This window comes from Priestia sp. USM5, from assembly GCF_058323215.1.
The window spans coordinates 17,666-40,930 of record NZ_JBSGKN010000001.1; the positions used below are offsets into that span (position 1 = coordinate 17,666).

Annotated in this window: 27 protein-coding genes and 2 riboswitches; of the genes, 16 read left to right on the plus strand and 11 right to left on the minus strand. The window is 37.7% G+C overall.

Annotation, left to right across the window (positions count from 1 at the left end; all coding sequences use genetic code 11):
- The 3 genes from menC to ACWATA_RS00130 all read left to right on the plus strand — a co-directional run bounded on the left by menC (position 1) and on the right by ACWATA_RS00130 (position 5,005).
- The gene (menC, locus tag ACWATA_RS00120; protein WP_028411865.1) at positions 1-1,104 is read left to right on the plus strand and encodes an o-succinylbenzoate synthase; all 1,104 of its coding nucleotides are present in this window, start codon (positions 1-3) and stop codon (positions 1,102-1,104) included.
- 278 nt (positions 1,105-1,382) lie between these two features.
- Positions 1,383-1,568, plus strand: a riboswitch (cobalamin riboswitch).
- 133 nt (positions 1,569-1,701) lie between these two features.
- Positions 1,702-3,945, plus strand: coding sequence for a ribonucleoside-diphosphate reductase subunit alpha (locus ACWATA_RS00125; protein ID WP_028411864.1), 2,244 nt, complete (start codon positions 1,702-1,704; stop codon positions 3,943-3,945).
- A gap of 16 nt (positions 3,946-3,961) precedes the next feature.
- Positions 3,962-5,005: a ribonucleotide-diphosphate reductase subunit beta gene (locus tag ACWATA_RS00130; RefSeq protein WP_013059560.1), complete on the plus strand. Its 1,044-nt coding sequence runs from the start codon at positions 3,962-3,964 to the stop codon at positions 5,003-5,005.
- A gap of 29 nt (positions 5,006-5,034) precedes the next feature.
- On the opposite strand, the gene ACWATA_RS00135 is transcribed toward ACWATA_RS00130, so the two are convergent.
- Both ACWATA_RS00135 and ACWATA_RS00140 read right to left on the minus strand, forming a co-directional pair.
- On the minus strand, positions 5,035-5,238 hold the full coding sequence (locus tag ACWATA_RS00135) for a hypothetical protein (protein WP_013059559.1): 204 nt from the start codon (positions 5,236-5,238) through the stop codon (positions 5,035-5,037).
- Positions 5,239-5,304: 66 nt separating this feature from the next.
- Positions 5,305-5,463 (minus strand): DUF1540 domain-containing protein, encoded by a 159-nt coding sequence (locus tag ACWATA_RS00140; RefSeq protein WP_013059558.1) that lies wholly within the window; start codon positions 5,461-5,463, stop codon positions 5,305-5,307.
- A gap of 207 nt (positions 5,464-5,670) precedes the next feature.
- Here ACWATA_RS00140 and ACWATA_RS00145 point away from each other — a divergent pair, with 207 nt between their 5' ends.
- From ACWATA_RS00145 to ACWATA_RS00155, 3 genes are read left to right on the plus strand one after another with little or no spacing between them, the layout of a single operon-like run.
- Positions 5,671-5,952 (plus strand): DUF2325 domain-containing protein, encoded by a 282-nt coding sequence (locus tag ACWATA_RS00145; protein ID WP_028411863.1) that lies wholly within the window; start codon positions 5,671-5,673, stop codon positions 5,950-5,952.
- Between the two features lie 54 nt (positions 5,953-6,006).
- On the plus strand, positions 6,007-6,762 hold the full coding sequence (locus tag ACWATA_RS00150) for a hypothetical protein (protein ID WP_230624654.1): 756 nt from the start codon (positions 6,007-6,009) through the stop codon (positions 6,760-6,762).
- 15 nt (positions 6,763-6,777) lie between these two features.
- Positions 6,778-7,236: a flavodoxin gene (locus ACWATA_RS00155; RefSeq protein ID WP_033579582.1), complete on the plus strand. Its 459-nt coding sequence runs from the start codon at positions 6,778-6,780 to the stop codon at positions 7,234-7,236.
- A 29-nt stretch (positions 7,237-7,265) separates the two neighbouring features.
- Here ACWATA_RS00155 and ACWATA_RS00160 read toward each other — a convergent pair whose 3' ends face one another.
- Both ACWATA_RS00160 and ACWATA_RS00165 read right to left on the minus strand, forming a co-directional pair.
- Positions 7,266-8,303, minus strand: coding sequence for a cytochrome d ubiquinol oxidase subunit II (locus ACWATA_RS00160; RefSeq protein WP_028411860.1), 1,038 nt, complete (start codon positions 8,301-8,303; stop codon positions 7,266-7,268).
- A gap of 15 nt (positions 8,304-8,318) precedes the next feature.
- Positions 8,319-9,653 carry a cytochrome ubiquinol oxidase subunit I gene (locus tag ACWATA_RS00165; RefSeq protein WP_028411859.1) on the minus strand — a complete coding sequence of 445 codons (1,335 nt, stop codon included), beginning with the start codon at positions 9,651-9,653 and terminating at the stop codon, positions 8,319-8,321.
- Positions 9,654-9,805: 152 nt separating this feature from the next.
- Here ACWATA_RS00165 and ACWATA_RS00170 point away from each other — a divergent pair, with 152 nt between their 5' ends.
- Complete coding sequence (locus tag ACWATA_RS00170; protein ID WP_013059552.1) at positions 9,806-10,051, plus strand: type B 50S ribosomal protein L31; 246 nt, start codon at positions 9,806-9,808, stop codon at positions 10,049-10,051.
- 29 nt (positions 10,052-10,080) lie between these two features.
- Here ACWATA_RS00170 and ACWATA_RS00175 read toward each other — a convergent pair whose 3' ends face one another.
- Together ACWATA_RS00175 and ACWATA_RS00180 are read right to left on the minus strand one after the other, a co-directional pair.
- Positions 10,081-11,040, minus strand: coding sequence for a metal ABC transporter solute-binding protein, Zn/Mn family (locus ACWATA_RS00175; RefSeq protein ID WP_028411857.1), 960 nt, complete (start codon positions 11,038-11,040; stop codon positions 10,081-10,083).
- 83 nt (positions 11,041-11,123) lie between these two features.
- On the minus strand, positions 11,124-12,311 hold the full coding sequence (locus ACWATA_RS00180; protein WP_473049525.1) for a GTP-binding protein: 1,188 nt from the start codon (positions 12,309-12,311) through the stop codon (positions 11,124-11,126).
- Between the two features lie 119 nt (positions 12,312-12,430).
- Between ACWATA_RS00180 and ACWATA_RS00185 the strand changes: the two genes are divergently transcribed.
- Positions 12,431-13,003 (plus strand): beta-class carbonic anhydrase, encoded by a 573-nt coding sequence (locus ACWATA_RS00185; protein ID WP_028411855.1) that lies wholly within the window; start codon positions 12,431-12,433, stop codon positions 13,001-13,003.
- Between the two features lie 3 nt (positions 13,004-13,006).
- Here ACWATA_RS00185 and yidD read toward each other — a convergent pair whose 3' ends face one another.
- Positions 13,007-13,234: a membrane protein insertion efficiency factor YidD gene (yidD, locus tag ACWATA_RS00190; protein ID WP_080754454.1), complete on the minus strand. Its 228-nt coding sequence runs from the start codon at positions 13,232-13,234 to the stop codon at positions 13,007-13,009.
- A 150-nt stretch (positions 13,235-13,384) separates the two neighbouring features.
- On the opposite strand from yidD, the gene ACWATA_RS00195 reads away from it, so the two are divergent.
- The 5 genes from ACWATA_RS00195 (at position 13,385) to ytkD (ending at position 15,939) form a co-directional block, all read left to right on the plus strand.
- The gene (locus ACWATA_RS00195; protein WP_013059547.1) at positions 13,385-13,858 is read left to right on the plus strand and encodes an S-ribosylhomocysteine lyase; all 474 of its coding nucleotides are present in this window, start codon (positions 13,385-13,387) and stop codon (positions 13,856-13,858) included.
- 163 nt (positions 13,859-14,021) lie between these two features.
- Entirely contained in the window at positions 14,022-14,462 is a 441-nt protein-coding gene (locus ACWATA_RS00200; RefSeq protein WP_013059546.1) for a Dps family protein, read from the plus strand.
- Between the two features lie 81 nt (positions 14,463-14,543).
- The gene (locus ACWATA_RS00205) at positions 14,544-14,969 is read left to right on the plus strand and encodes a phage holin family protein (RefSeq protein WP_014457957.1); all 426 of its coding nucleotides are present in this window, start codon (positions 14,544-14,546) and stop codon (positions 14,967-14,969) included.
- Positions 14,970-15,043: 74 nt separating this feature from the next.
- Positions 15,044-15,364 (plus strand): hypothetical protein, encoded by a 321-nt coding sequence (locus tag ACWATA_RS00210; RefSeq protein ID WP_033579584.1) that lies wholly within the window; start codon positions 15,044-15,046, stop codon positions 15,362-15,364.
- A gap of 104 nt (positions 15,365-15,468) precedes the next feature.
- Complete coding sequence (ytkD, locus tag ACWATA_RS00215) at positions 15,469-15,939, plus strand: RNA deprotection pyrophosphohydrolase (protein WP_034271379.1); 471 nt, start codon at positions 15,469-15,471, stop codon at positions 15,937-15,939.
- 46 nt (positions 15,940-15,985) lie between these two features.
- Here ytkD and ACWATA_RS00220 read toward each other — a convergent pair whose 3' ends face one another.
- Genes ACWATA_RS00220 through ACWATA_RS00230 form a run of 3 tightly spaced genes read right to left on the minus strand, consistent with a single transcriptional unit; the run spans position 15,986 to position 18,549 of the window.
- Positions 15,986-16,792, minus strand: a complete 807-nt coding sequence (locus tag ACWATA_RS00220) for an ABC transporter permease (protein ID WP_033579585.1) — start codon at positions 16,790-16,792, stop codon at positions 15,986-15,988.
- Positions 16,779-17,549, minus strand: coding sequence for an ABC transporter ATP-binding protein (locus tag ACWATA_RS00225; RefSeq protein ID WP_025750714.1), 771 nt, complete (start codon positions 17,547-17,549; stop codon positions 16,779-16,781). Before ACWATA_RS00225 ends, ACWATA_RS00220 begins: the two co-directional genes overlap by 14 nt.
- A 1-nt stretch (position 17,550) precedes the next feature.
- Complete coding sequence (locus tag ACWATA_RS00230; RefSeq protein ID WP_165635087.1) at positions 17,551-18,549, minus strand: ABC transporter substrate-binding protein; 999 nt, start codon at positions 18,547-18,549, stop codon at positions 17,551-17,553.
- Positions 18,550-18,721: 172 nt separating this feature from the next.
- Here ACWATA_RS00230 and ACWATA_RS00235 point away from each other — a divergent pair, with 172 nt between their 5' ends.
- Both ACWATA_RS00235 and ACWATA_RS00240 read left to right on the plus strand, forming a co-directional pair.
- Positions 18,722-19,504 carry an alpha/beta hydrolase family protein gene (locus ACWATA_RS00235; RefSeq protein WP_028411850.1) on the plus strand — a complete coding sequence of 261 codons (783 nt, stop codon included), beginning with the start codon at positions 18,722-18,724 and terminating at the stop codon, positions 19,502-19,504.
- A gap of 54 nt (positions 19,505-19,558) precedes the next feature.
- Positions 19,559-19,801: a DUF2584 domain-containing protein gene (locus tag ACWATA_RS00240; protein ID WP_028411849.1), complete on the plus strand. Its 243-nt coding sequence runs from the start codon at positions 19,559-19,561 to the stop codon at positions 19,799-19,801.
- A gap of 34 nt (positions 19,802-19,835) precedes the next feature.
- Here ACWATA_RS00240 and pckA read toward each other — a convergent pair whose 3' ends face one another.
- Positions 19,836-21,425, minus strand: coding sequence for a phosphoenolpyruvate carboxykinase (ATP) (gene pckA / locus ACWATA_RS00245; RefSeq protein ID WP_028411848.1), 1,590 nt, complete (start codon positions 21,423-21,425; stop codon positions 19,836-19,838).
- Positions 21,426-21,799: 374 nt separating this feature from the next.
- Positions 21,800-21,917: riboswitch (SAM riboswitch) on the plus strand.
- 132 nt (positions 21,918-22,049) lie between these two features.
- Between pckA and metK the strand changes: the two genes are divergently transcribed.
- Positions 22,050-23,252: a methionine adenosyltransferase gene (gene metK, locus ACWATA_RS00250; protein ID WP_013059536.1), complete on the plus strand. Its 1,203-nt coding sequence runs from the start codon at positions 22,050-22,052 to the stop codon at positions 23,250-23,252.
- The last annotated feature ends 13 nt before the right edge of the window (positions 23,253-23,265 follow it).

A 23,265-nucleotide genomic window follows, 5' to 3' on the forward strand; every position in this document is an offset into this window, starting at 1 on the left:
ATGATTATCAAAAAAGTACATCTTTATAAAATTGACATGAAGCTTCTTTCTCCTTTTTCAACAAGCTATGGTACGGTCCAGGATCGAGAATTGATTTTGCTTGAAGTAGAAGATGAAAAAGGATTTACAGGATGGGGAGAAGTCGTTGCTTTTTCATCTCCTTGGTATACGGAAGAAACGATTCAGACATGTTTTCATATGTTAGACGATTTTTTAATTCCTTCGCTTCTTCACCAGCAGCTTCAAAAACCAGAGGATGTTCAAAAGTTATTCAAACCTCTAAAGCGGAACAACATGGCTAAAGCAGCTTTGGACTGTGCTGTATGGGATTTGTATGCAAAGCGCCAAAATAAGCCCTTAGCTGAAGTAATTGGCGGAATAAGGCCTGCTGTAGAAGCTGGAGTGGTAGTTGGCTTAAATGATATTTCCATCATGAAAGAACAAATAAAGACTTATATGAAAGATGGTTATAAGCGCTTTAAAGTGAAAATTAAGCCAGGCGCTGACTATGAGCTACTGAAACAAATTCGAGATGAATTTCCAAGCATTCCTCTTATGGCTGATGCCAATTCAGCCTATACGTTAAGCGATAGTGATTCATTGAAAAAACTAGATGAATTGAATTTAATGATGATCGAACAGCCGTTAAGTTCGGATGATATCCTTGATCATCGATTATTACAAAAGCAAATGAAGACGCCGATTTGCTTAGATGAAAGTATTGTGAGCTATGAAGATGCACGTCATGCAATCGAACAAAAAAGCTGCAAGATTATCAATGTGAAAATCGGTCGAGTTGGCGGAATGTCTGTAGCAAAAAAAATTCATGATTTATGCGCCCTACATGGTGTAAGGCTTTGGGTTGGCGGAATGTTAGAAGCCGGGATTTCACGAGCTCATAACATCGCCCTTGCCACACTGCCTTCTTTCACGATACCAGGTGACATTTCTGCGTCGTCTCGCTATTGGGAAAAAGATATTATTAAGCCCGAAGTAGAGGTAGAAGCCGGAGTAATAAAGGTGAAGGAAAAACCGGGGATCGGATACGATATTGATAAAAAGTTTATCAAAACAATCACAGCATTTGAAAAAGAATACAAATAATTAAAAACCGTTTTTTATGAAAAACGGTTTTTTTATTGATGTTGGCAATGTTTAGTAGAAAAATAGGACAAATTTTTTAAAAAGAGCACATTGTTCCATCAAGCGTGTCAAAACATGTTATGATGGAGTAGTTTGATGAAAAAAGTCGAAGGATTTTATCGTAAAAAACAAAATTATTTTTGAAAATAGGTTGATAGTTTTCTAAGTTGTCCTATATAATGTGTTTATAACATAACACAATATGTTGTTTGTTAAACAATAATAAAATACTATATTTTGTGTTTTCCAGTGAAAAAGGTGTCTGATAAAAAGACTTAAAAGGGAATTTGGTGAAAATCCAAAGCTGTCCCCGCAACTGTGAATGCTGATGAAATAAGGAGATCCACTGTGAGTAAACATCATGGGAAGGCCTTAAAGTAAAAAGAAGCATAAGTCAGGAGACCTGCCTTTTTTATGTCGTTTTATCTTCTTCGGGAGGTGAGAGGGTAGAGCGAGGATTGAGAAAAGACTTAGTGTCTTCTTCTATCTTCGTTCTATTCGCTCACCGAGGTACGGTGAGCGATTTTTTATTTTGAAGTGAAGAGAGGAGCCATATTTATGGTGAATACATTAAAGCCTACAATTCTACATGAATTAACTGCATATATTGAACGTTTAAAAAAAGAATTTACGCAGCTTGATTTTTCTTTGTATGAGGAAAAGGTTATTCAAACTGTTACAGTAAAGGAAAATATGACGGACGAAAAGGTTGCAAACGTACTAATTTTGGCAGCCCTAGAGCGTATTTCAATGGAAGAACCAGATTGGACGTACGTGGCGGCAGACGTCTACTTAAACGAACTATATCGAAAAGCAGCGGACAACCGAGGTTATGATAAAAAAGAGAAGTACGGTTCGTTTTATCAGCTTATTCAAGAACTAACAAAAATCGGCATTTATAATAAACAGCTATTAAAAACATATACAGAAGAAGAAATTAATGAAATTGCTTCAGTCATTATTCCTGAACGCGATCGTTTATTTACATACATTGGATTGCTGACATTAGCAGATCGCTATTTAGCGACATCACATGATAAGCGTGTATACGAATTACCGCAAGAACGTTTTCTTATCATTGCTATGACGCTGATGTCTCAAGAAAAGAAAGAAAATCGAACAGCATTAGTAAAAGAAGCGTACTGGGCGCTTTCTAGTCTATATATGACGGTTGCCACACCAACACTCTCAAACGCAGGAAAGAGCTACGGACAGCTATCTAGCTGCTTTATTGATACGATTGATGACAGCTTACGCGGTATTTATGATAGCAATACAGATTTGGCCACGCTTAGTAAAAATGGAGGCGGAATTGGTGTCTACCTCGGTCATATTAGAAGCCGAGGAAGTGATATAAAAGGTTTTAAAGGCGTATCATCAGGAACAATTCCATGGATGAAACAGCTAAATAATACGGCTGTAAGTGTCGATCAGCTAGGTCAACGACAAGGAGCTATTGCCGTATATTTAGACGTTTGGCATAAAGACATTTTTTCATTCTTAGACGCGCGTTTGAACAATGGTGATGAACGCCAGCGCACGCATGATTTATTCACTGGCGTATGTTTGCCAGATTTGTTTATGGAAAAAGTAGAAGCACGTGAAGACTGGCACTTATTCGATCCTCACGAAGTTCGTACGCTGATGGGCTACTCGTTAGAAGATTTTTATGATGAAGAAGAAGGCAGCGGTTCGTTCCGCACTCGTTACGCTGAGTGTGTAAACAATGAACAGCTTTCAAGAGAAACAGTGCCTGCTATTGAGATCTTCAAGCGCATTATGCTTTCGCAGCTTGAAACCGGAACTCCTTATATGTTCTATCGTGATACGGTTAACCGAGCTAATCAAAACCGACACGCGGGCATGATTTACTGCAGTAACTTATGTACAGAAATCACGCAAAACCAAAGTACAACGGTCGTAACAGAGGAAATTACGGAAGACGGAAAAATTATTATTACAAAGAATCCGGGCGATTTTGTTGTATGTAATCTTTCTTCTATTAACTTAGCGAGAGCCGTAACTGAAGATGTACTTGAACGTTTAATTCCAATTCAAGTACGCATGCTTGATAATGTTATTGAGTTAAATGATTTGCCGGTACTTCAAGCAAAGCTAACGAATCAAAAGTACCGCGCAGTAGGGCTTGGCACATTTGGCTGGAACCATTTGCTTGCCTTAAAGAAAATAGCATGGGAGACAGATGAAGCGGTAGCATATTGCGATGAATTGTATGAACAAATTTCTTACTTAACCGTGCAGGCAAGCATGAACTTAGCTAAAGAAAAAGGCGCATATCCATTATTTAAAGGCTCAGATTTTGAGTCAGGCGCTTATTTTGAAACACGTGAATATACGAGCGAAGCGTGGAGTGAACTGCGTAGCGAAGTTCAAAGCAATGGGATAAGAAATGGATATTTAATGGCTGTAGCACCTAATTCATCAACATCTATTATCGCGGGTTCTACGGCAAGTATTGATCCGATTTTCCGTAAGTTTTATTCAGAGGAAAAGAAAAACTATAAAATCCCAGTGACGGCACCAGATTTATCGCCAGCAACAAACTGGTATTATAAGTCCGTTTATTTAATTGATCAGCACTGGAGCATTAAGCAAAACGCCAAGCGCCAGCGTCATATTGATCAATCTATTTCATTCAATTTATATGTACAAAATGATATCCGAGCAAAAGAGCTGCTGGATCTTCATATGACGGCATGGAAAGAAAAATTAAAAACGACCTATTACGTACGTTCAACATCAAGTGAAGTCATTGAAGAATGTGAAAGCTGTCATAGTTAAAAGGAGTGAATAATTGATGACAAGCATGTTAAAACGAGAATTAATGAACGAAACAGCTCCGAACCGTTCGACAGGAATCATCAACGGCAAGAGCTCCAATATTCTAAACTGGGATGACGTCCGATTTTCATGGGCGTTCCCTAAATACAAGCGTATGCTAGCTAATTTCTGGACGCCGTTTGAAATTAATATGGGGCAAGATATTAAACAGTTCCCTCAGTTAACCGCTGACGAACAAGAGAGCTTTCTAAAAATTATTGGCCTGCTGGCGCTACTGGACAGTATTCAATCAGATTATGCTAGCAAAGTAGCTGACTATGTAACCGATTCTTCGATTAACGCTCTAATGATTATTTTAGCGCAGCAAGAAGTGGTTCATAATCATTCGTATTCATATGTTTTATCAAGTCTTGTACCAAAAGGAAAACAAGATGAAGTATTTGAATACTGGCGTACAGACGAAAAGCTTCGCGCACGAAATGACTTTATTACAAACGGATATAAAGCATTTAGCGAAGAAGCAACGGTTGAAAACTTTTTGAAGTCTATGGTATATGATGTTATTTTAGAAGGACTTTTCTTCTATAGCGGATTTGCGTTCTTCTATAATCTTGCGAGAAATCAAAAGATGGTGGCGACATCTACGATGATTAATTATATCAATCGTGATGAACAGCTTCACGTTGGGTTATTTGAAAAGATTTTCAAGGAAGTACTAAATGAAAATCCAGCTTATCGTACGGAGGAGCTAGAAACGTTTGTAGTTGAAACGTTCCAAGAGGCAGCTCGTCTTGAAATTGAATGGGCGGAATCTGTTATTGGAGAAAAATTCGACGGCATTACGATGAAAGAACTGCAGCAGTACATTGAATATATGGCGAATAAACGCTGTAATCAGTTAGGCTTCGGTCGAGCTGCTTTCCCAGAAGCACCGATTGAAAATCCTCTTCGTTGGATTATTGCTTATCAAGAGGTAGATTTAGGGAAAACCGATTTCTTTGAACAGAAATCACGACAATATACAAAAGCATCAGATGCAAATGGATTTGATGATCTATAAACACAAAAGCTGACTAATTTCCTTATTGATTAGTCAGCTTTTTTTAAGTGAATAAGTCCAAGTTCTAACGCACGTGTGGTAATTAAGTCATCAATTTCTTCTGGAATGTTTTCAAGTGTTCCCCATTTGTATGTCCATAAATGAGTAAATGATTGTACATAGATTGGAAAGGTTTGTTCATTTGCTTTTATGGCTTCTTCTTTAAAAAAATGAATCAGTTGTTCAGTCTTCATACTAGTCTCCTTTTTTATAATCTTGAAGAGAGAAAAAAGACAACCCAGAGGCTGTCCTTTTGCGGGTTACGCTTCAGTTGGCTTGAACGTTTTACAGTCTGTTTCATAGCTGCTTGCTGCATGTTTTCCGCTATGACTTACTACGTAAATTTCTTCTGCACTGCAGTGATTTCCATTTTTCCAAAAGTGACAGTTGTTTACTTCACAAAGAATGTTTTGTTCCAACGTTAACCCTCCTTTGTATGTGATAGCTATAGTATGGTCAAAATTCAACTAACTTATAAGAAAGGTGGTAGACTTTCATTTTAATTGAGAATTTTTATCAATTAAACATTGACAAAGAGAATCATTCTCAATTAAACTGTATATATAGTAAAGAATACAGGTTGTTGTCAAATCATTAAATGAATAATTAATTGGGAGGGAACAAACATGTCATCAGTCATGGTTGTAGGAGGAGACAGGTTAAAGCATATTACAGATCGTCTAGCGGGAGAAGGGTTTAATGAAGTAATTCATTTAGATGGCCGTAAAAGTAATATGGTGAAGCGAGAAATTCCCGAACATATTGGGTTTGTATTAGTTATTACGGATTTTATTAATCACAATATGGCAAAAGTCATTAAAGAGAAAGCAAAAAAACAGCAAAAACCAATTTATTTCGTCAAACATTCATGGAGTGCTATTCGTAAAGTGATTGAGCAAATTTCATGATTTAATTTTTGATCATTATTGAGAATGAATTTCAATTAGGGTGGTGAGACATAGATGGAACCGATGAAAGTGCATATAAAGACACTCTCCAATAACCACATCGAACAATTTATTCGATGTCCGTACAAATTTTATCAGCAGCAGCTTCTTTTGAAAAAGACATCTATAGATTGGAAACAGCATGTTCAAGTAACCGTCCATCAAATCATTAAAACATACTATAGCAAGCCAGTTGAGTATCGCTCAAACCTCTATGTTTTACAGCTTATTGAAAAATATTGGCGTCTAAAGCCAAATATGTTTTCATCACCCATTCACTATTACGATGTGTTAGCTAAAGTAAGTGATTATTTACTGAGGTTTTTAGGCGAGAAAACACATGTGGAGCTACCACTTTTTGTGTTTGAGAAATACAGCGTTTATGTAGAAGAAATTCAAAGCAACCTTTCTCTGACCATTGATTTTGCTGCATGGACAGAGAAGTCTTATACGGTAACAAAATTCATTCTAGATGACCATGAAGAAGTGAAGAACGCAATGAAAGACTTTATTATCGTTTTTTCGAAACAAGCTTTTAAAAAGGTTCCTGAACAAATTCGTTTTTATTCATTATTAACCGGAGAAACAACAACTTATTATATTGCAACAGGCGATTATGAAAAAGCCATACTTCAACTACATATTGTCAAAAGTGTGTTAATGGAACCAAAACATTTTCAAAAGAACTATGCATCCAGTGAGTGTGAAAACTGTCCTCTTAAGCAAGAATGTGATGAAGAAGGGGATGTGCGGCCCACACTACTGGTGTAAAGGAGCGTCATTTACATGAAGGAAATCTTACTAGCTTATGCGAGTATGTCAGGCAACACAGAAGCAATAGCCGATTTGATCGAAGAAGAATTAGTCAAGCATGGATTGCATGTGAAACGAACAGAAGTATATGACATTGATGCTTCGGACCTTGTATTGGCAGAATCTATTATCTTTGGAGCTTATACGTGGGGAGATGGAGAGCTGCCAGATGATTTTTTAGATCTTTATGATGAAATGGATGATATAGATCTCAGTCAAAAGCAGATGGCTGTATTTGGTTCAGGTGATTCATCATATGATGTTTTTTGCGGAGCAGTTGATTTAATTGAAGAAAAAATAAAGGGACGCAACGGAAATATAGCTGTTCCTGGTTTGAAAATCGAGCTTTCTCCCTTTGGAGAAGATGTAGAAAAATGTAAGGTATTTGCTAAAGACTTTGCTGAAGTAGTGGCAAAATCTGCTGCTTCATAAGAAAACCCGGTCAAGTGCTGACCGGGTTTTTAATATGGCTTCTTTTTGCTGTATTCTTTATTATCTTTCATAAATAGACGCCAGAAATAAAAGAATCCAGGAAATAAAATCGCAAAGCCAACAATATACACAATAAATAACGAATGGAACGCATCGGGATGTGTAAATCCATTCTCAATCGTTACGTTTGGATACACGACATACGGTAAATGACTTCGTCCGTATACGTAACTTGCTAAGAAATATTGAAGGACGATTGATACCACGGCTAAACGAGGCATTCCTTTTCCTTTTTGAGAAGGCAGCAGCAGAGCAATACCAGCTACTACAAATAGACCTACAGACCCGTAAAGAAGAGGCTTAAACTGCATCATTTTATCATATAACCAGCTGGCTTCTGATTGCATTGTAATCATAATAAAGATAGCCATTAGCAGTGAAAGAGGTCCTGTAATGAGCGCATCGCGCCGATAGACCGCATAAGCTTCCATTTCGTCAGATGACTTCGAGTAATCTGCTAATAAAAGAGACGAAAGAAACAGGGAAGAGGTAATGGCAAAACCAATAAATGAATAGACGTGCGGACTTGAAAACACTCTTGCTAAATTTAATCGCTGCGTTCCGTCAATTACATCAATAAATCCACCTTGACTTACGGGCAGTACGGCGATTAAAAAAGCAGGAATTAATACGCCAGATATACCAGATACATAAACCAACGCTCTCCGATATTTGAAGCTGCCAGCATAGTGTGAAAACACTAAAAATCCGCTTCGAATAGATAAGAGAAGTAAAATGATACTCCCCGGTACTAGTAGCACTGTTCCAAGCGTAAATGTAGCTCGCGGAAAAAAGCTAAACAGCGCAACAACAATCGCAACGATAAATACATTGGTTACTTCCCAAGTAGGCGATAGATATCTGTTTGCTACATCTGTAGCATTTGTTTTCGTACGGTTAATATAGACCATCGACCAAAAACCAGCTCCAAAGTCCATCGTTCCCATTACAGCATAGATAAAAATGAAGCCCCATATTACAGTAATTGCTAGTAATGAATCACCCATATTCTCACATCCTTTTTAATCTGCTTGCGCAGCAAGTTCTTTAGAAAGCGGATTTCGTCTAAAATAAAACACCAGTACAAGGGCGACTGCGGCCACGAGTACGATATAAACAAGCAAAAACAAGAAAAATAAAATATGCAAATTAGCAGAAGTAGTAACGGCTTCTGATGTACGCATGATGCGGTAAATGACCCAGGGTTGTCTGCCTGTACATGCGAAAATCCATCCGAATTCAATGCCCATGATCGCGAGAGGGCCCGTTGCGACAAATGCCCACATGAAAACTTTAGGGAAGCTTTTCTTCTTTAAAAACTTGTACCAAACAACGCCCACTAGCGCCACTAAAATTAAAATCGATCCGATAATGACCATACCGTTAAACAAGGTATGCACAAAAAGCGGCGGCCAATAATCTCTAGGGAAGTCATTGAGTCCAGTAATCACTGTATTAAAGCTATTACCCGACAAGAAGCTGAGCATCCATGGAAACTCAATGCCATACTTGACTCGCTGTTCTTTTTCATCTGTAAATCCGCCTAAAGCTAATGGCGCATGATCTTGCGTTTCAAATAGACCTTCAGCTGCTGCAAGTTTTTCGGGTTGATATTCGTATACTTTTTGCATCGATTCATGTCCATTCAAAGCTGTTACAAAAGAAAAAATCCCGCCGATTACTAATCCCATCATCAATGCTTTATGATGAAATTTATATTCTCTTGGATTATGTTTTCGCGCACGAAGCATTTTAAAGGCAGCGACTGAAGCAATGACAAAGCCTCCGGTTGTATAAGCAGAAACGGCTACGTGACCGGACGTTACAAAGAAACTCGGATTAAAGAAAGCTGCCCAAGGATCTACGCTTACAATTTCGCCATTTAAAATTCGAAAGCCAGCAGGTGTTCCTTCAAATGCGTGCACGTTTGTAATTAAAACGGCAGAGGCAAGAGCGCCTATTGCTACTAAAATGAGACTGATAATCCTCATTTTTCGAGAAATACGGTCCGCTGCGTATACGTAAATAGAGAGAAAAAGAGCCTCAATAAAGAAAGCATAAATTTCAATTTGAAAAGGAAGAGCCATCACTTTTCCTACGATTTCCATAAAACCCGGCCAAAGCAACGCTAATTGCACACCAGCAATCGTTCCCGTAGGAATAGCGACTCCAAGCAGGACAGCAGCTCCTTTTGTCCAGCGCTGTGCCATAAGTTCATAATCTTTATCTTTTGTTTTGTAGTAAAGAATTTCAGCCAATAAAATCATGAGAGGAATGCCGACGCCAAGAGTGGCAAAAATGATATGTACTCCCATGTTCAGACCAAACATTGAACGTGCAGTAACTAAATGATCCATTCATTTTTCAACCTTTCCAGTAAAGTATTGATAAACCTTATTGTCCACTTTTTACCACGCTTTATGCATCAGAATTGGTAAAACATATAACTTGAAAATAGTAATCATTACGATTATAATAAGTATATATTGTTTTAAAGGAGAGATATTTAATGAAAACAAATATTCATCCAGACTATCGTAAAGTTGTGTTTATGGATACAAATAGCGGAACATCATTTTTATCAGGATCTACAAAACAATCAAATGAGACCGTCCAATGGGAAGATGGCAACACATATCCGCTTTTAAAAGTTGAAATTAGTTCGGATACACATCCATTTTATACAGGAAAACAAAAATTTGCTGATAAAGGCGGCCGTGTGGAACGCTTTAAGCAAAAATATAAATTACAATAAAAAAACTAGCCGAGAGGCTAGTTTTTTTATTAATATAATGCTTTTTTCAACGTATCAATGTTGTGTTGCATAATGGAGAAATAATCTTCTTTATTTTTAACATCGTTTTTCGTTAATGACTCTAAGTTATGAAGTGTTAAAGCTTGAGCTCCCACTTCATTTTTTACAAGTGTAGACACTTTAGGCTTTAAATTTTGGTCAAAGATAAAGTATTTGATATGGTCTTTTTTTGCTTGTTTTACGATGTTTTCTAATTGTTTTTGAGACGGCTCATTTGTAGGAGATAAACCCGCTACGCTAATTTGCTTTAATCCGTATCGTTTTTCCCAGTAGCCGTAGGCTGCATGTGATACTAAAATTTCTTTATGAGGTGCGTCGCCAATCGTTGTTTTTAACTCTTGGTTCACATCTTCAAGCTGAGTCTTTAAGGATTGGAAGTTCTTTTCAAATTCTGCTTTTTTATCTGGTTTTAATTCAACAAGTTCATTTTTAATATTTTCTGCTAATTGAATAGCTAAAATAGGATCAAGCCAAACGTGAGGGTCTGTATCTCCGTGGTGATGCTCTTCTTCATGTGCATGTTCGTCCTCATGGGCATGCTCATCTTCAGAACTCTTTGCTAGTTCAATTCCTTTTGCAGCTTCTACTAAAGCGACATCTTCATTCTTTAGCGTAGACTGTGCTTTATCTGCAAAGCCTTCAAGCCCAATTCCTGAGTAAACGAATGCGTCCGCGTTTGCGATTTTGACCATTGTTTTTGTGGTAGGTTCAAATGAGTGAGCATCTACACCTGTTGGTAAAATGCTTTTAGCTTCTACATATTTTCCACCGATTTTTTCAGTGAAATCCTGTAAAGGGTAAATTGTTGTGTAAACTTCTAATTTTTTATTTTTATTATCAGATGCGTTATTTGCACTGCTTGAACTGCACCCTGCAAGGGCTGTTCCAATTCCTAATGCCAGCACCATTAAAAGTGGTTTGAATTTCATTATGTTGCTCCTTCCGTTCGTATCGTAACCATTTATGACCTATGTTATTATATCGTAATTATTACGATTTGAAAACTAAAAATTTACGCACTTACTGTAAACTTAGGAAGGGGGTCTTTGAAAGTAGCCCAATCTTGATTCATTTCCTCATTTGTCAGCAAACAGTGGTCTAAAGTTTCAATTATTTCAGCTTTGTTCATATCAATACCAATGAATACAAGCTCGTTAATACGGTCTCCAAATTGTTCATCCCATTTTGCTCGTAATTCAGGTTCTTCCTTTAAGGTTTGTTCCCTTTCCTCTGCTGTGTACGTTGCGACCCATTCACCCGCTCCTTGAATCATAATGGACGTACCTGCTTGAGAAAGAAGTCCTGCCATATGGTTACGTGAAGCAAGCCAGAAAAATCCTTTTGCACGTACAATATCAACCGGCCAGTCCTCTAACCATTTCATAAAGCGTTTAGGATGAAGGGGACGATTCCTTCTATATACAAAAGAAGAAATACCAAACTCTTCTGTTTCAGGCGTATGGTGTTCTTCATTTAATTCTTTAATCCATCCGGCTCCTTGACTAGCTTTTTCAAAGTCGAATAAGTCGGTATGAAGTATGGCTTCAAGTTTTACCTCACTATTAATTGTTTGGATAACAGTGGCCTCTGAGTTTAATTTGTGAAGAACAGCCTGCAGCTCATCTGCATCATCTTTTGTTAACAAATCAACTTTGTTTAATAAAATGACGTTTGCAAATTCAATTTGATCGATTAATAAATCAACCACTTCTCTTTTATCGTTTTCATCCGTTCCTTCTTTGCGGTCTAATAAGCTTTCGCCTGATGAAAAATCTTCCCAAAAGCGATTAGCATCTACTACAGTGACCATCGTATCTAATGAACATTTCTGAGTTAAATCAATGCCAAGCTCTTCATCAATATAAGTAAATGTTTGAGCAACAGGGATAGGTTCGCTGATTCCGGAAGATTCAATGACAATATAATCAATATCATCATTGTCAGCGAGGCGTTCTACCTCTTTCATTAAATCATCTCGAAGCGTACAGCAAATACAGCCATTTTGCATTTCAACAAGTTTTTCTTCTGTTCGAGAAAATCCGCCTTGTTTAACTAAGTCTGCATCAATATTTACTTCGCTCATGTCATTGACAATGACCGCGACCTTTAAACCTTCTTTATTTTTTAAAATATGGTTCAAAAGAGTTGTTTTACCTGACCCAAGGTATCCGCTTAAAACGGTAACGGGAATTTTTTTCACTGTTATAACCTACTTTCTTGTCTTTAAATAATAATGATTACGATTTAACACTTTTCATCTTATAGGAAAAAGTATTATAATACAAGAAAGAATTTTTTTTATGAAGGAGAAGACAGCAAATGAGCTTATTACAAGATGTTTTAGAATTCAACAAAAAATTTGTAGAAGAAAAGAAGTATGAACTTTACGAAACAAGCAAATTCCCTAATAAAAAAATGGTTATTTTATCGTGTATGGACACAAGATTGGTAGAATTGCTTCCGCACGCTTTAAATCTGCGTAACGGAGACGTGAAAATTGTTAAAAATGCAGGAGCACTTGTTTCACATCCATTTGGAAGTATTATGCGAAGCATTTTAGTAGCTGTGTACGAGCTACAAGCTGATGAGGTATGTGTAATTGGTCACCATGACTGCGGAGCAGGTAAACTTCAGGCGGAACCTTTTTTAGAGAAAGTAAGAGCAAAAGGCATCTCAGATGAAGTGATTAATACCATTGAATATTCTATGGACTTGAAAAAATGGTTAACGGGTTTTGATTCAGTAGAAGAGACTGTTCAGCATAGTGTAGAGACAATTCGTAATCATCCTCTATTTTCAAAAGATACTCCTGTACATGGACTAGTTATTGATCCAAATACAGGAAAGCTAGATGTTGTTGTAAATGGGTATGAAGCAATCGAAAACAACTAAGGCTTAGTGTGATTTTTTCTCAGGTACTTCATCGATGCCACCCGGATGGAACGGGTGGCATTTTAAAATGCGTTTTATAGTCAAATAAGATCCCTTTACGGCACCAAAGCGTTTAATGGATTCAACTCCGTACTGGGAGCAAGTAGGGTAAAACCGGCACCTTGCCGGAAGAAAAGGCGAAATTCCTTTTTGATATCCTTTTATAAGTAAAAGCAAAAGCTTTGCAATCATTTATTATCACGTTCTTTCTTTCGTGTTTGCTCATACTATAAGGGATAGAAGGAATAAAAAGCAACTAAAAGAAATAAAGGTTATTAAATGGATGAAATATATCGGAATTGCATGTTATGATAGGTGAAAGAAGAAAAAAGGAGTGGTATTATGCCATCAGTAGAAAGTTTTGAGCTAGATCATAATGCGGTTAAAGCACCTTACGTAAGACACTGCGGTGTTCACAAAGTGGGAAGCGACGGCGTTGTAAATAAATTCGATATTCGTTTTTGCCAACCAAACAAACAAGCAATGAAGCCGGACGTTATTCATACGTTAGAGCATTTATTAGCTTTTAATATTCGTACTCATGTAGAAAAATACGATCACTTTGATATTATCGATATTTCGCCTATGGGATGTCAAACGGGATACTACTTAGTAGTGAGCGGCGAGCCAACTGTACGTGAAATCATTGACTTGTTAGACGATACGTTAAAAGATGCAATTAATATTACTGAAATTCCAGCAGCAAATGAAAAACAGTGCGGTCAAGCAAAACTTCACGATTTAGAAGGAGCAAAACGCTTGATGAAGTTCTGGTTAGAACAGGACAAAGAAGATTTAGAAAAAGTATTTGGCTAAAAATAAGCAGTCCGCTGGGCTGCTTATTTTATTTGGAAAAAGATGAAGACGTTTCTCCGAGTCTAAAGAAAGGGAAATGTCTCTTTTTATGAAAAAAATGTTTTAATCAACTAAAAAAGGGTACTACTATACTATATAAAGAGTTCATAAAGGAGCGAACAACATGGCAGCAAATGTAAATGAAATTGTTAATAAACAAGTGGCAAACTTTAGTGTAATGTACATAAAACTTCATAATTTTCATTGGTACGTGAAAGGTGAACAATTCTTCACTCTTCATGAAAAGTTTGAAGAGCTGTATACGGAAACAGCTACAATTATTGATGACCTTGCAGAACGCCTTTTAGCACTAGAAGGAAAACCTGTGGCAACAATGAAAGAATCGTTAGAGCTTTCTTCTATTAAAGAAGCGGATGGAAGCGAAACGGCTAAAGACATGGTTGCTTCTTTAGTAAGCGATTTTGATACGCTAACTGCTGAATTAAAAGAAGGAATGGATGCAGCCGGTGAAGCGGGCGATGAAACAACAGGAGACATGCTGTTAGCTATTCATCAAAGCTTAGAAAAACATACGTGGATGTTAAAGTCATTCCTAGGCAAGTAAGTAAAACCTGCGAGCAATCGCAGGTTTTTTTATGATAAGATGGACGAACACTTTTTTTTCACCGGCATATACTGTAGGGATATGACTGCTGAAAGGGTGAAAAAAGTGGATATGCAGAAGCTTTCTGTCTTGATAATTTCAAGTTTAGGTTCACTGGCTTTTTTTTTATTTGGAGAGTGGGACTATTTACTAATGGCTTTAGTAGCATTAGTGGCAATGGATTACTTGACAGGCACGATTGCAGCTTTTATAAATAAACGTTTATCTAGCAAAGTAGGTTTTAAAGGAATTGCCAAAAAAATTTTTATTTTTGCCATGATTGCTGTAGCAAACTTTATCGATTCTGTATTTTGGGAAAACGGTCATATTATTCGAGATGGAGCTATTTTGTTCTATATTTTAAACGAAATGATTTCAATTACAGAAAACGCAAGAATTGTAGGGGTTCCAATTCCAGAGCCGTTAAAAAAAGCAATAGCGATTTTAAAAGACCGCTTTAAATCGTAGAGTGTATAAAAAAAGAATAAGATACACATAAGAAAGATAAGTTGGCACTAGAAAGAAGGAGCTGAATATCTTTCATGACAAAAAAATATTATGTATCTCTGAGTTCAGGGGAAATCAATCAGTCAAATACTGCTTCAGATTGGAATTATGCGATTGAAGCAACAGATGAAGAAGTGGAGCAGCTGAGAACCTATTTAGATCAGCGCGCTTCAAGCGATTGGTCAAGCTTTTGGCGATCCCATATTCCGTATCTGGAATATCATCATGATTCTCAAAATGATATGTACGATAAAACAACAGTTGACATATATGCCATGCTTTATCAGCTGGGAGACGATGAAACAAAATCACATATCAAACAGATGAATATTTTATCTTCAGATAGAACGGAATAAGGGGTAAAATGCAAAGAAAAAAAGTACGAGCATACTTTTCTTATCAGGTATGGCCGTAATGTATGATAAAATAAGGGAAAAATCAAATGGAGTTTGAGTCGACCATGTACACATTTAAGGATGCATATCATAATCAAGTATTTTTATCATTTGAAAAAAATCCATTCTCGAAAACTCCACGTCATGTTTGGGTCGTATGCAGGTATGAAAATCAATGGTTGCTAACGAATCACTCAAAACGAGGTTTAGAATTTCCCGGAGGAAAACTAGAAGGCAATGAAATACCAGAAGAAGCAGCGGTTCGAGAAGTGTTTGAAGAAACAGGCGGAGAAGTCTCTTCTTTAACTTATATTGGTCAATATAAAGTAGTAAGTAAAGGAAAGACCATTATTAAAAATATTTATTTTGCTACGATTGGAAATGTAATTAAAAAAGAAGACTACATGGAAACAGATGGTCCCGTAATGATTGACGAACTACCTTCGGGCATTCAACAAGATGATGCGTACAGCTTCATTATGAAAGATAATGTTTTGCAGTATGTAATGAAATATGTAAAGCGAACATTTTTGTAAAAGCATCATATCAACGAAAATACCCCCGTTTGTACGGGGGTATTTTTTATGAGCGTCGGATCAATTTCTTTTCTAGATAAGCCACGCCTTGGTACATAATCGTAGCGAAAATGGCAATTAATAATAAACTGAGAAGAACAAGAGTAAAGTTGAAGACTTGGAAACCATAAATAATCATATATCCAAGCCCTTTTGAAGAAACTAAAAATTCTCCTACGATGACGCCTACCCAAGATAAACCGACGTTTACTTTAAATGTGGAAATAATGGCAGGCATGGAAGCTGGAAGAATTGCTTCTTTAAAACAGCGGGTTTTCGTTGCCCCGAAGCTTTTTAGTAATTTAATATAGTTTGGATCCACTTCTTTAAAGGCTGTGTAAACGACGATGGATGTAATGATAACGGATATAATCGCTCCCATCGTTAAAATTGAGAAAAATCCTGGCCCAATTGCTACAATTAAAATAGGGCCCAGCGCTACTTTAGGCATGGCGTTTAAAATAACGAGGTAAGGGTCTAATATATGTGCAAGCCTAGTTGAATACCAAAGGGCCGTTGCAAGTAAAATACCTAGCACTGTGCCTAAAATGAAGCCAAGAACTGTTTCGAATAACGTAAAACCAATATGTTCTGCCAGCGAGCCGTCGGCAAGTTTAATTAAAAATAAATGCCATACTTTAGTAGGGGAACTGAAGATTAAAGGGTCAATCCACTTTAAACGAGAAGCCAGTTCCCAGAAGCTAAAAAAGGCTAAGAAAATGACCAGCTGTACGCTCAGTACTAATCGCTTTTCGCCCCGAACCTTGCGAAGGTAGCTTTCGTGAAGAGTATCTAGGGAGCTAGTGGGTTTCAAGTTGATCAAGCTCCTTCCATATGTCCATAAATAAATCGTTATAGACAGGATGCTGTCGTGCTTCAAACGGAGAGAGGGTTCGTAAAATAGAAGGAACCGTGAATGTTTTTGCGATTTTTCCTGGCTTGGCTGAGAATAAAAAGATTCGGCTGCTCATAGCAATGGCTTCGCCGATATCGTGCGTGACCAAAACGGCCGTTTTTTGATAAGTCATCAGTGTTTTGGAGACAAGTTCTTCAAGCTTGAGTTTTGTTTGAAAATCAAGTGCTGAAAAAGGTTCATCCAAGAGTAAAATAGCGGGGTCAATGGCAAGTGTTCGGACTAAAGCGACGCGTTGTCTCATGCCTCCGGATAACTGGTGTGGATATAGGTCATCTACGCCTTGTAGACCAATTTCTTTTAGGAGCAGCAGTGCTTTACTCTCCGTTTTGTCTGTTAGCTGTCCGCGAATTTCAAGCCCAAGTAAGATATTTTCTTTAATGGTTTTCCACGGAAACAAATAATCTTGTTGAAGCATATAACCGATGTTTGGAACTGATGTTCCGATATTTTCACCGTCTATTGTGACAGAGCCTGACGTTGGTTCAATCAAGCCTGCAATAATCGATAGAAGCGTCGTTTTTCCACATCCGCTTGGGCCGAGAAAGGAAACGAATTCTCCTTCTTCAATAGACAAATTAATATGTTCAAGTGCAGTGGTAGCAGACTTTGTCGTAAGGTACATATGTTGAACATCTTGAATGTGAAGTTTTGTCATATTACTCCCTCATTGCATCTTTTGCGAATTTTGTGTTGACTAGCTTGCTGTGATCAATGTGTCTTGGAAGTTCTCCAGATTCGTCCATGATTTTTTGTAAATGATCCCACTCTTTCTCATCTAATAAAGGGTTAGTTGCAAAGGATTTTTGCGATTTATAGCGGTCAATAACAGTTTTTAGCGTGTCTTTAGGTGTATCTTCAAAATACGGTGCAACCACTTCAGCAATTTCATCTGTGCTATGTGTATTCACCCATTTTTGTGCTTTGTAAATAGCTCGAGTAAATTTAGCTGCTGCTTCAGGATTATCTTTTAAATAGCTTTCTTTGGCCATAAATGTTGTATAAGGAACTGTTCCTGATTCTTTTCCGAAGGAAGCAACGATATGTCCTTTTCCTTGTTTCTCTAAAATACTAGCCGTTGGCTCAAATAATTGAACGTAATCTCCAGTACCAGAAGCAAAAGCATTCGCAACGTTAGCAAAATCAATGTTCTGAACGAGTTTTACATCTTTTTTAGGATCAATATTATGCTGTTTTAACACATATTCCCCTACCATTTGCGGCATGCCGCCTTTGCGTTGACCAAGAAACGTTTTGCCTTTAAGCTGATCCCATGAAAATTGATCGACCTTTTTACGTGCTACTAGAAATGTTCCGTCGGTTTGGGTTAGCTGTGCAAAGTTGATGACGGGATCACTAGACCCTTGTGCATATACGTAGATTGACGTTTCCGAGCCGACTAAGGCGACGTCGATGCCATCAGATAAAAGTGACGTCATTGTCTTATCTCCGCCCCAAGTTGTTTTTAAATCTACCTTTAGTCCTTCTTCTTCAAAAAAGCCTTTTGAAATAGCGACGTACTGGGGAGCATAAAAGATAGAGCGAGTTACTTCGCCGACACGAACCGTTTGTACAGATGTTGTTTTGCTGCAGCTAATTAGTGGAATGAGTAAAATCATAATAGCAAGCAAAGAAAAAAGCCATTTAATTGGTTTCATAAAGCAAGCCTCCTTAAAGTAATAAAATATTTTATGATAATGTATGTAAAGAAGTGGAAGAAGGTGAGTGCCTATATAACTATGTGGAAAATCAAAGAAGTAGTAGTCAACGACTGAAAGTAAACCTTAGCGGAAGAAAGTAGGCTAGTTATATAAAGAATGGAGGAAAAAAATGAAAGATGGAACAATTCTTCATAAACAGCGTTTCCCATCATCAAATCCTCGCGTGACGCTGTGGGTGATTACATATGCATGTCAAGGGCTTAAGATTAAAGGAATGCTTGCAGAGCCAAAAGAAAAAGGAATGTATGACGGCTTTTTATACTTAAGAGGAGGTATTAAGAACGTAGGAACGGTTCGCCCTGCTCGACTCATTCAATTTGCTTCACAAGGTTTTATTGTGATGGCTCCGTTCTATAGGGGAAATCAAGGAGGCGAAGGAAACGAAGATTTTGCAGGAGATGATCGTTACGATGCTTTTGCTGCTTACGATTTACTGAAACAGCTCCCTAACGTCCACCATGACCGCATTCATATTTTTGGGTTTTCACGAGGGGGAGTGATGGCTTTACTCACAGCCATTGAAAAAAAAGACAGCCGTTCTCTTGTGCTATGGGGAGGCGTCACGGATATGGTGCTGACATATGAAGAAAGAGAAGATTTAAGAAGAATGATGAAGCGGGTGATTGGAGGAACTCCTTCTAAATATCCTGAAAGATACGAATGGAGGACACCTTTGCATCGTGCTCATCTCGTCGAGCCGCCGGTCTTGCTTATTCATGGTTTAGAAGATAAAAACGTCTCAATTGATCATTCCTATCAGCTCGAATCTAAACTAAAGAAGTCCAATAAAAAAGTTACCAGCTGGTATTTTGAAAACTTTCCACATGCTTTTCCACCAAAAGAAAACCGAGAAACGGTAAAGAAGTTAACGAAGTGGATGAAAGCGCAATAAAAGATATGCTACGATAGAAAAAACAAGTAGAATAACAGTGAGGAGTGAGAGAAAATGGGGATGCCGCTAGAATTAAATACAATGATTGTGACAAAAGGCAACGAAAAGCGTGTAACAGATAACATTTTTCAAGTTGAGAAAAAAGGATATCGTTTGTATCCGTTGGATATTCCATTAAACATTCACAAAACGAAAAATGGAGAATGTATTGGAACTGCTGTTGTGCGTAAGGTAGAAATGGAGCAGGAAAAAACCATTGTCACATATGAACTGACAAAATTACATTCGACTAACTAAAAAACCGATCGTCTATAAGACGATCGGTTTTTTATTAGACTCTAGGTCCGCCTAATGTTGAAATGTCCGATGCTACATCATTAAAACGCTTGAAGTTCGCTTTGAATTTAGCGGCAAGTTCAGTTGCTTTTTGGTTATAAGCTGTTGCATCGTTCCATGCTTTAGAAGGCTGAAGCACTTCATCAGGAACTCCCGGAACATGAGTTGGAATCGATAAACCAAAAATAGCATCTGTTACTGTTTCGGTATTAGCTAGTTCTCCTTCAAGAGCTGCTTGAACCATAGCTCGAGTGTAACTTAACTTCATTCGTTCACCCACGCCGTATTCACCGCCGGTCCATCCAGTGTTTACAAGGTAGACATTTACGTTATGTTCATCGATTTTCTTTCCTAGCATTTCTGCATAAGTTGTTGGAGCAAGAGGTAAGAAAGGCTCACCAAAGCATGTAGAGAAAGTAGCCTGTGGCGATGTTACGCCGCGCTCTGTTCCAGCTAACTTACTAGTGTATCCGCTCAGAAAATGGTACATCGCTTGTTCTTTTGTAAGCTTGCTGATTGGAGGTAAGACGCCGAAGGCATCAGCAGTTAAAAAGACAATAGCTGTAGGGTGCCCAGCAACGCTTGGCAATACCGTATTATCAATAGAGTCAATTGAATAAGCGGCACGAGTATTCTCTGTTAAACTATTATCATTGTAATCTGCTACTTTCGTATTTTGATTCAACACTACATTTTCCAGTACTGCGCCGAAGCGAATTGCATTAAAAATTTGCGGTTCTTTTTCTTCGGAAAGCTGAATGCACTTCGCGTAGCAGCCTCCTTCAATATTAAATACACCAGAGCTTGACCAACCGTGCTCGTCATCTCCGATTAAACGACGGTTTGCATCAGCAGAAAGCGTTGTTTTACCCGTTCCAGATAAACCAAAGAATAATGCAACGTCACCTTCTTCTCCTACGTTAGCAGAACAGTGCATGGATAGAATATTGTTTTGAGGAAGCAAGAAGTTCATCACTGAAAAAATAGATTTTTTCATTTCACCAGCGTATTCAGTTCCTCCAATTAGCACAATGCGTCGCTCTAATGAAAGAATAATGAAGGTTTCAGAATTCGTCCCGTCTGTTTCAGGATCAGCTTTGAACGTTGGAGCTGCTACAATTGTAAACGGCTTCACATCATCATTTGTTTTTTGTTCAGCTGAAGGGCGAATGAATAACTGCTGAGCGAATAGGTTGTGCCATGCAAATTCATTAACTACTTGAATTGGTAACTGATACTTTTTATCAGCTCCAGCATATCCATTAAAAACAAAAAGTTCATCCTGTTTCTTTAAGTGGGTTAAGACTTTTTTGTATAGCGCATCGAATCGCTGAGCAGAAATTGGCTGATTGACGGGTCCCCATTCAACCGTTTTTGAAGATACAGCATCGCTTACAATAAATTTATCCAAAGGAGAGCGGCCTGTATATTTTCCGGTTTCGACTGACACAGCACCTGTAGAAGTCAGCGTTCCTTCGCGTCGAGCTAGAATTTTTTCAACAAGTTGTGGAACAGATAATTGGTGTTTTGTTGTTTTTAATTGAAGCAAACCATTTAATTCGATAGACATATCAACAGTACTCATGTGCACTACCTTCCTTTTTTAGCTATTATTTATTCATTAATGTTTGAAATTTATAATTAGTATAACACATTTATTTAATTATTCTATACTATTTAACTAAAAATGTTTGTGCATTATAAAAAAATGTACGTTATACCTATTTTAGACACATGTATATGTGCTAGAAGCGAAAAAAGTGAAGCTATTTCAAGTGAAAGCCTTTTTTTGGTCTGTCTTGTTAACCAAACTTCGTGATCATTCTTAATAAGGTATACTATTTTTAAATTTGAGTATGTTACATTAAAACAGATTCAAACATAAAGAGATGATTTCCATTTGAATGTTGTTGACAGTGAAGCGCTTTTTCATGTATTATATGTCCTTGAACGGATACTCTCTTATCCCGAGCTGGTGGAGGGACAGGCCCTGTGAAACCCAGCAACCATCGTCATTTTTTTGTGTAGACGATAAGGTGCTAACCTGATGCAAGGGCACAACCTTGATCGATAAGAGTGAAAGGCTTATGTAGAATTTGATACCTTTCCTCGATACAAGGAAAGGTTTTTTTATATTTTTTAACGTGTAATGAAAATAAGGGAATGAGTACCGTATCACAATGTATCGTATTTATAAGGAGGAAAACTGATGTCAACACAACGTCGTCTGTTCACGTCAGAATCTGTTACAGAGGGACATCCCGATAAAATTTGTGACCAAATTTCTGACTCAATTCTTGATGCTATCCTAGCAAAGGATCCAAATGCTCGTGTTGCTTGTGAAACAAGCGTAACAACTGGTTTAGTTTTAGTAAGCGGTGAAATTACAACTTCTACTTACGTGGATATTCCTAAAACAGTTCGTGAAACAATTAAAGGAATTGGCTATACTCGTGCAAAATACGGATTTGATGCTGAAACTTGTGCAGTATTAACATCTATCGACGAGCAGTCAGCTGATATCGCTGCTGGTGTAGACCAAGCGTTAGAAGCACGTGAAGGTCAAATGTCCGATGAAGAAATCGAAGCAATCGGAGCTGGAGACCAAGGGTTAATGTTTGGTTATGCATGTAACGAAACAAAAGAATTAATGCCTCTTCCAATTTCATTAGCTCATAAACTTGCTCGCCGTCTAACAGAAGTACGTAAAGAAGAAATTCTTCCTTACCTTCGCCCGGATGGTAAAACACAAGTAACAGTTGAATATGATGAAAACAACAAACCTGTTCGCATCGATACAATTGTTATTTCAACTCAGCATCACCCAGAAGTAACGTTAGAGCAAATTCAACGTAACTTAAAAGAATATGTAATTAATCCAGTTGTTCCAAATGAGTTAATTGATGAAAATACAAAGTATTTCATTAACCCAACAGGACGTTTCGTAATCGGCGGCCCTCAAGGAGATGCTGGTTTAACTGGTCGTAAAATTATCGTTGATACTTACGGCGGATATGCTCGTCACGGCGGCGGTGCATTCTCTGGTAAGGACGCAACAAAAGTAGACCGTTCAGCAGCTTATGCAGCTCGTTATGTTGCGAAAAACATTGTAGCAGCTGATCTTGCTGATAAATGTGAAGTACAACTAGCATATGCAATTGGTGTTGCACAGCCAGTATCTATTTCAATTGATACATTCGGTACAGGAAAAGTTTCTGAAGAAGTACTAGTAGATGTAGTACGCAAAAACTTTGACCTACGTCCAGCAGGCATCATTAAAATGCTTGATTTACGTCGCCCAATTTATAAGCAAACAGCAGCTTACGGTCACTTTGGTCGTACAGATGTGGAGCTTCCTTGGGAGTTCACAGACAAAGCTGAAGCATTAAAAACTCAAGCTTTAGCTAAATAATAAAAAAAATCTC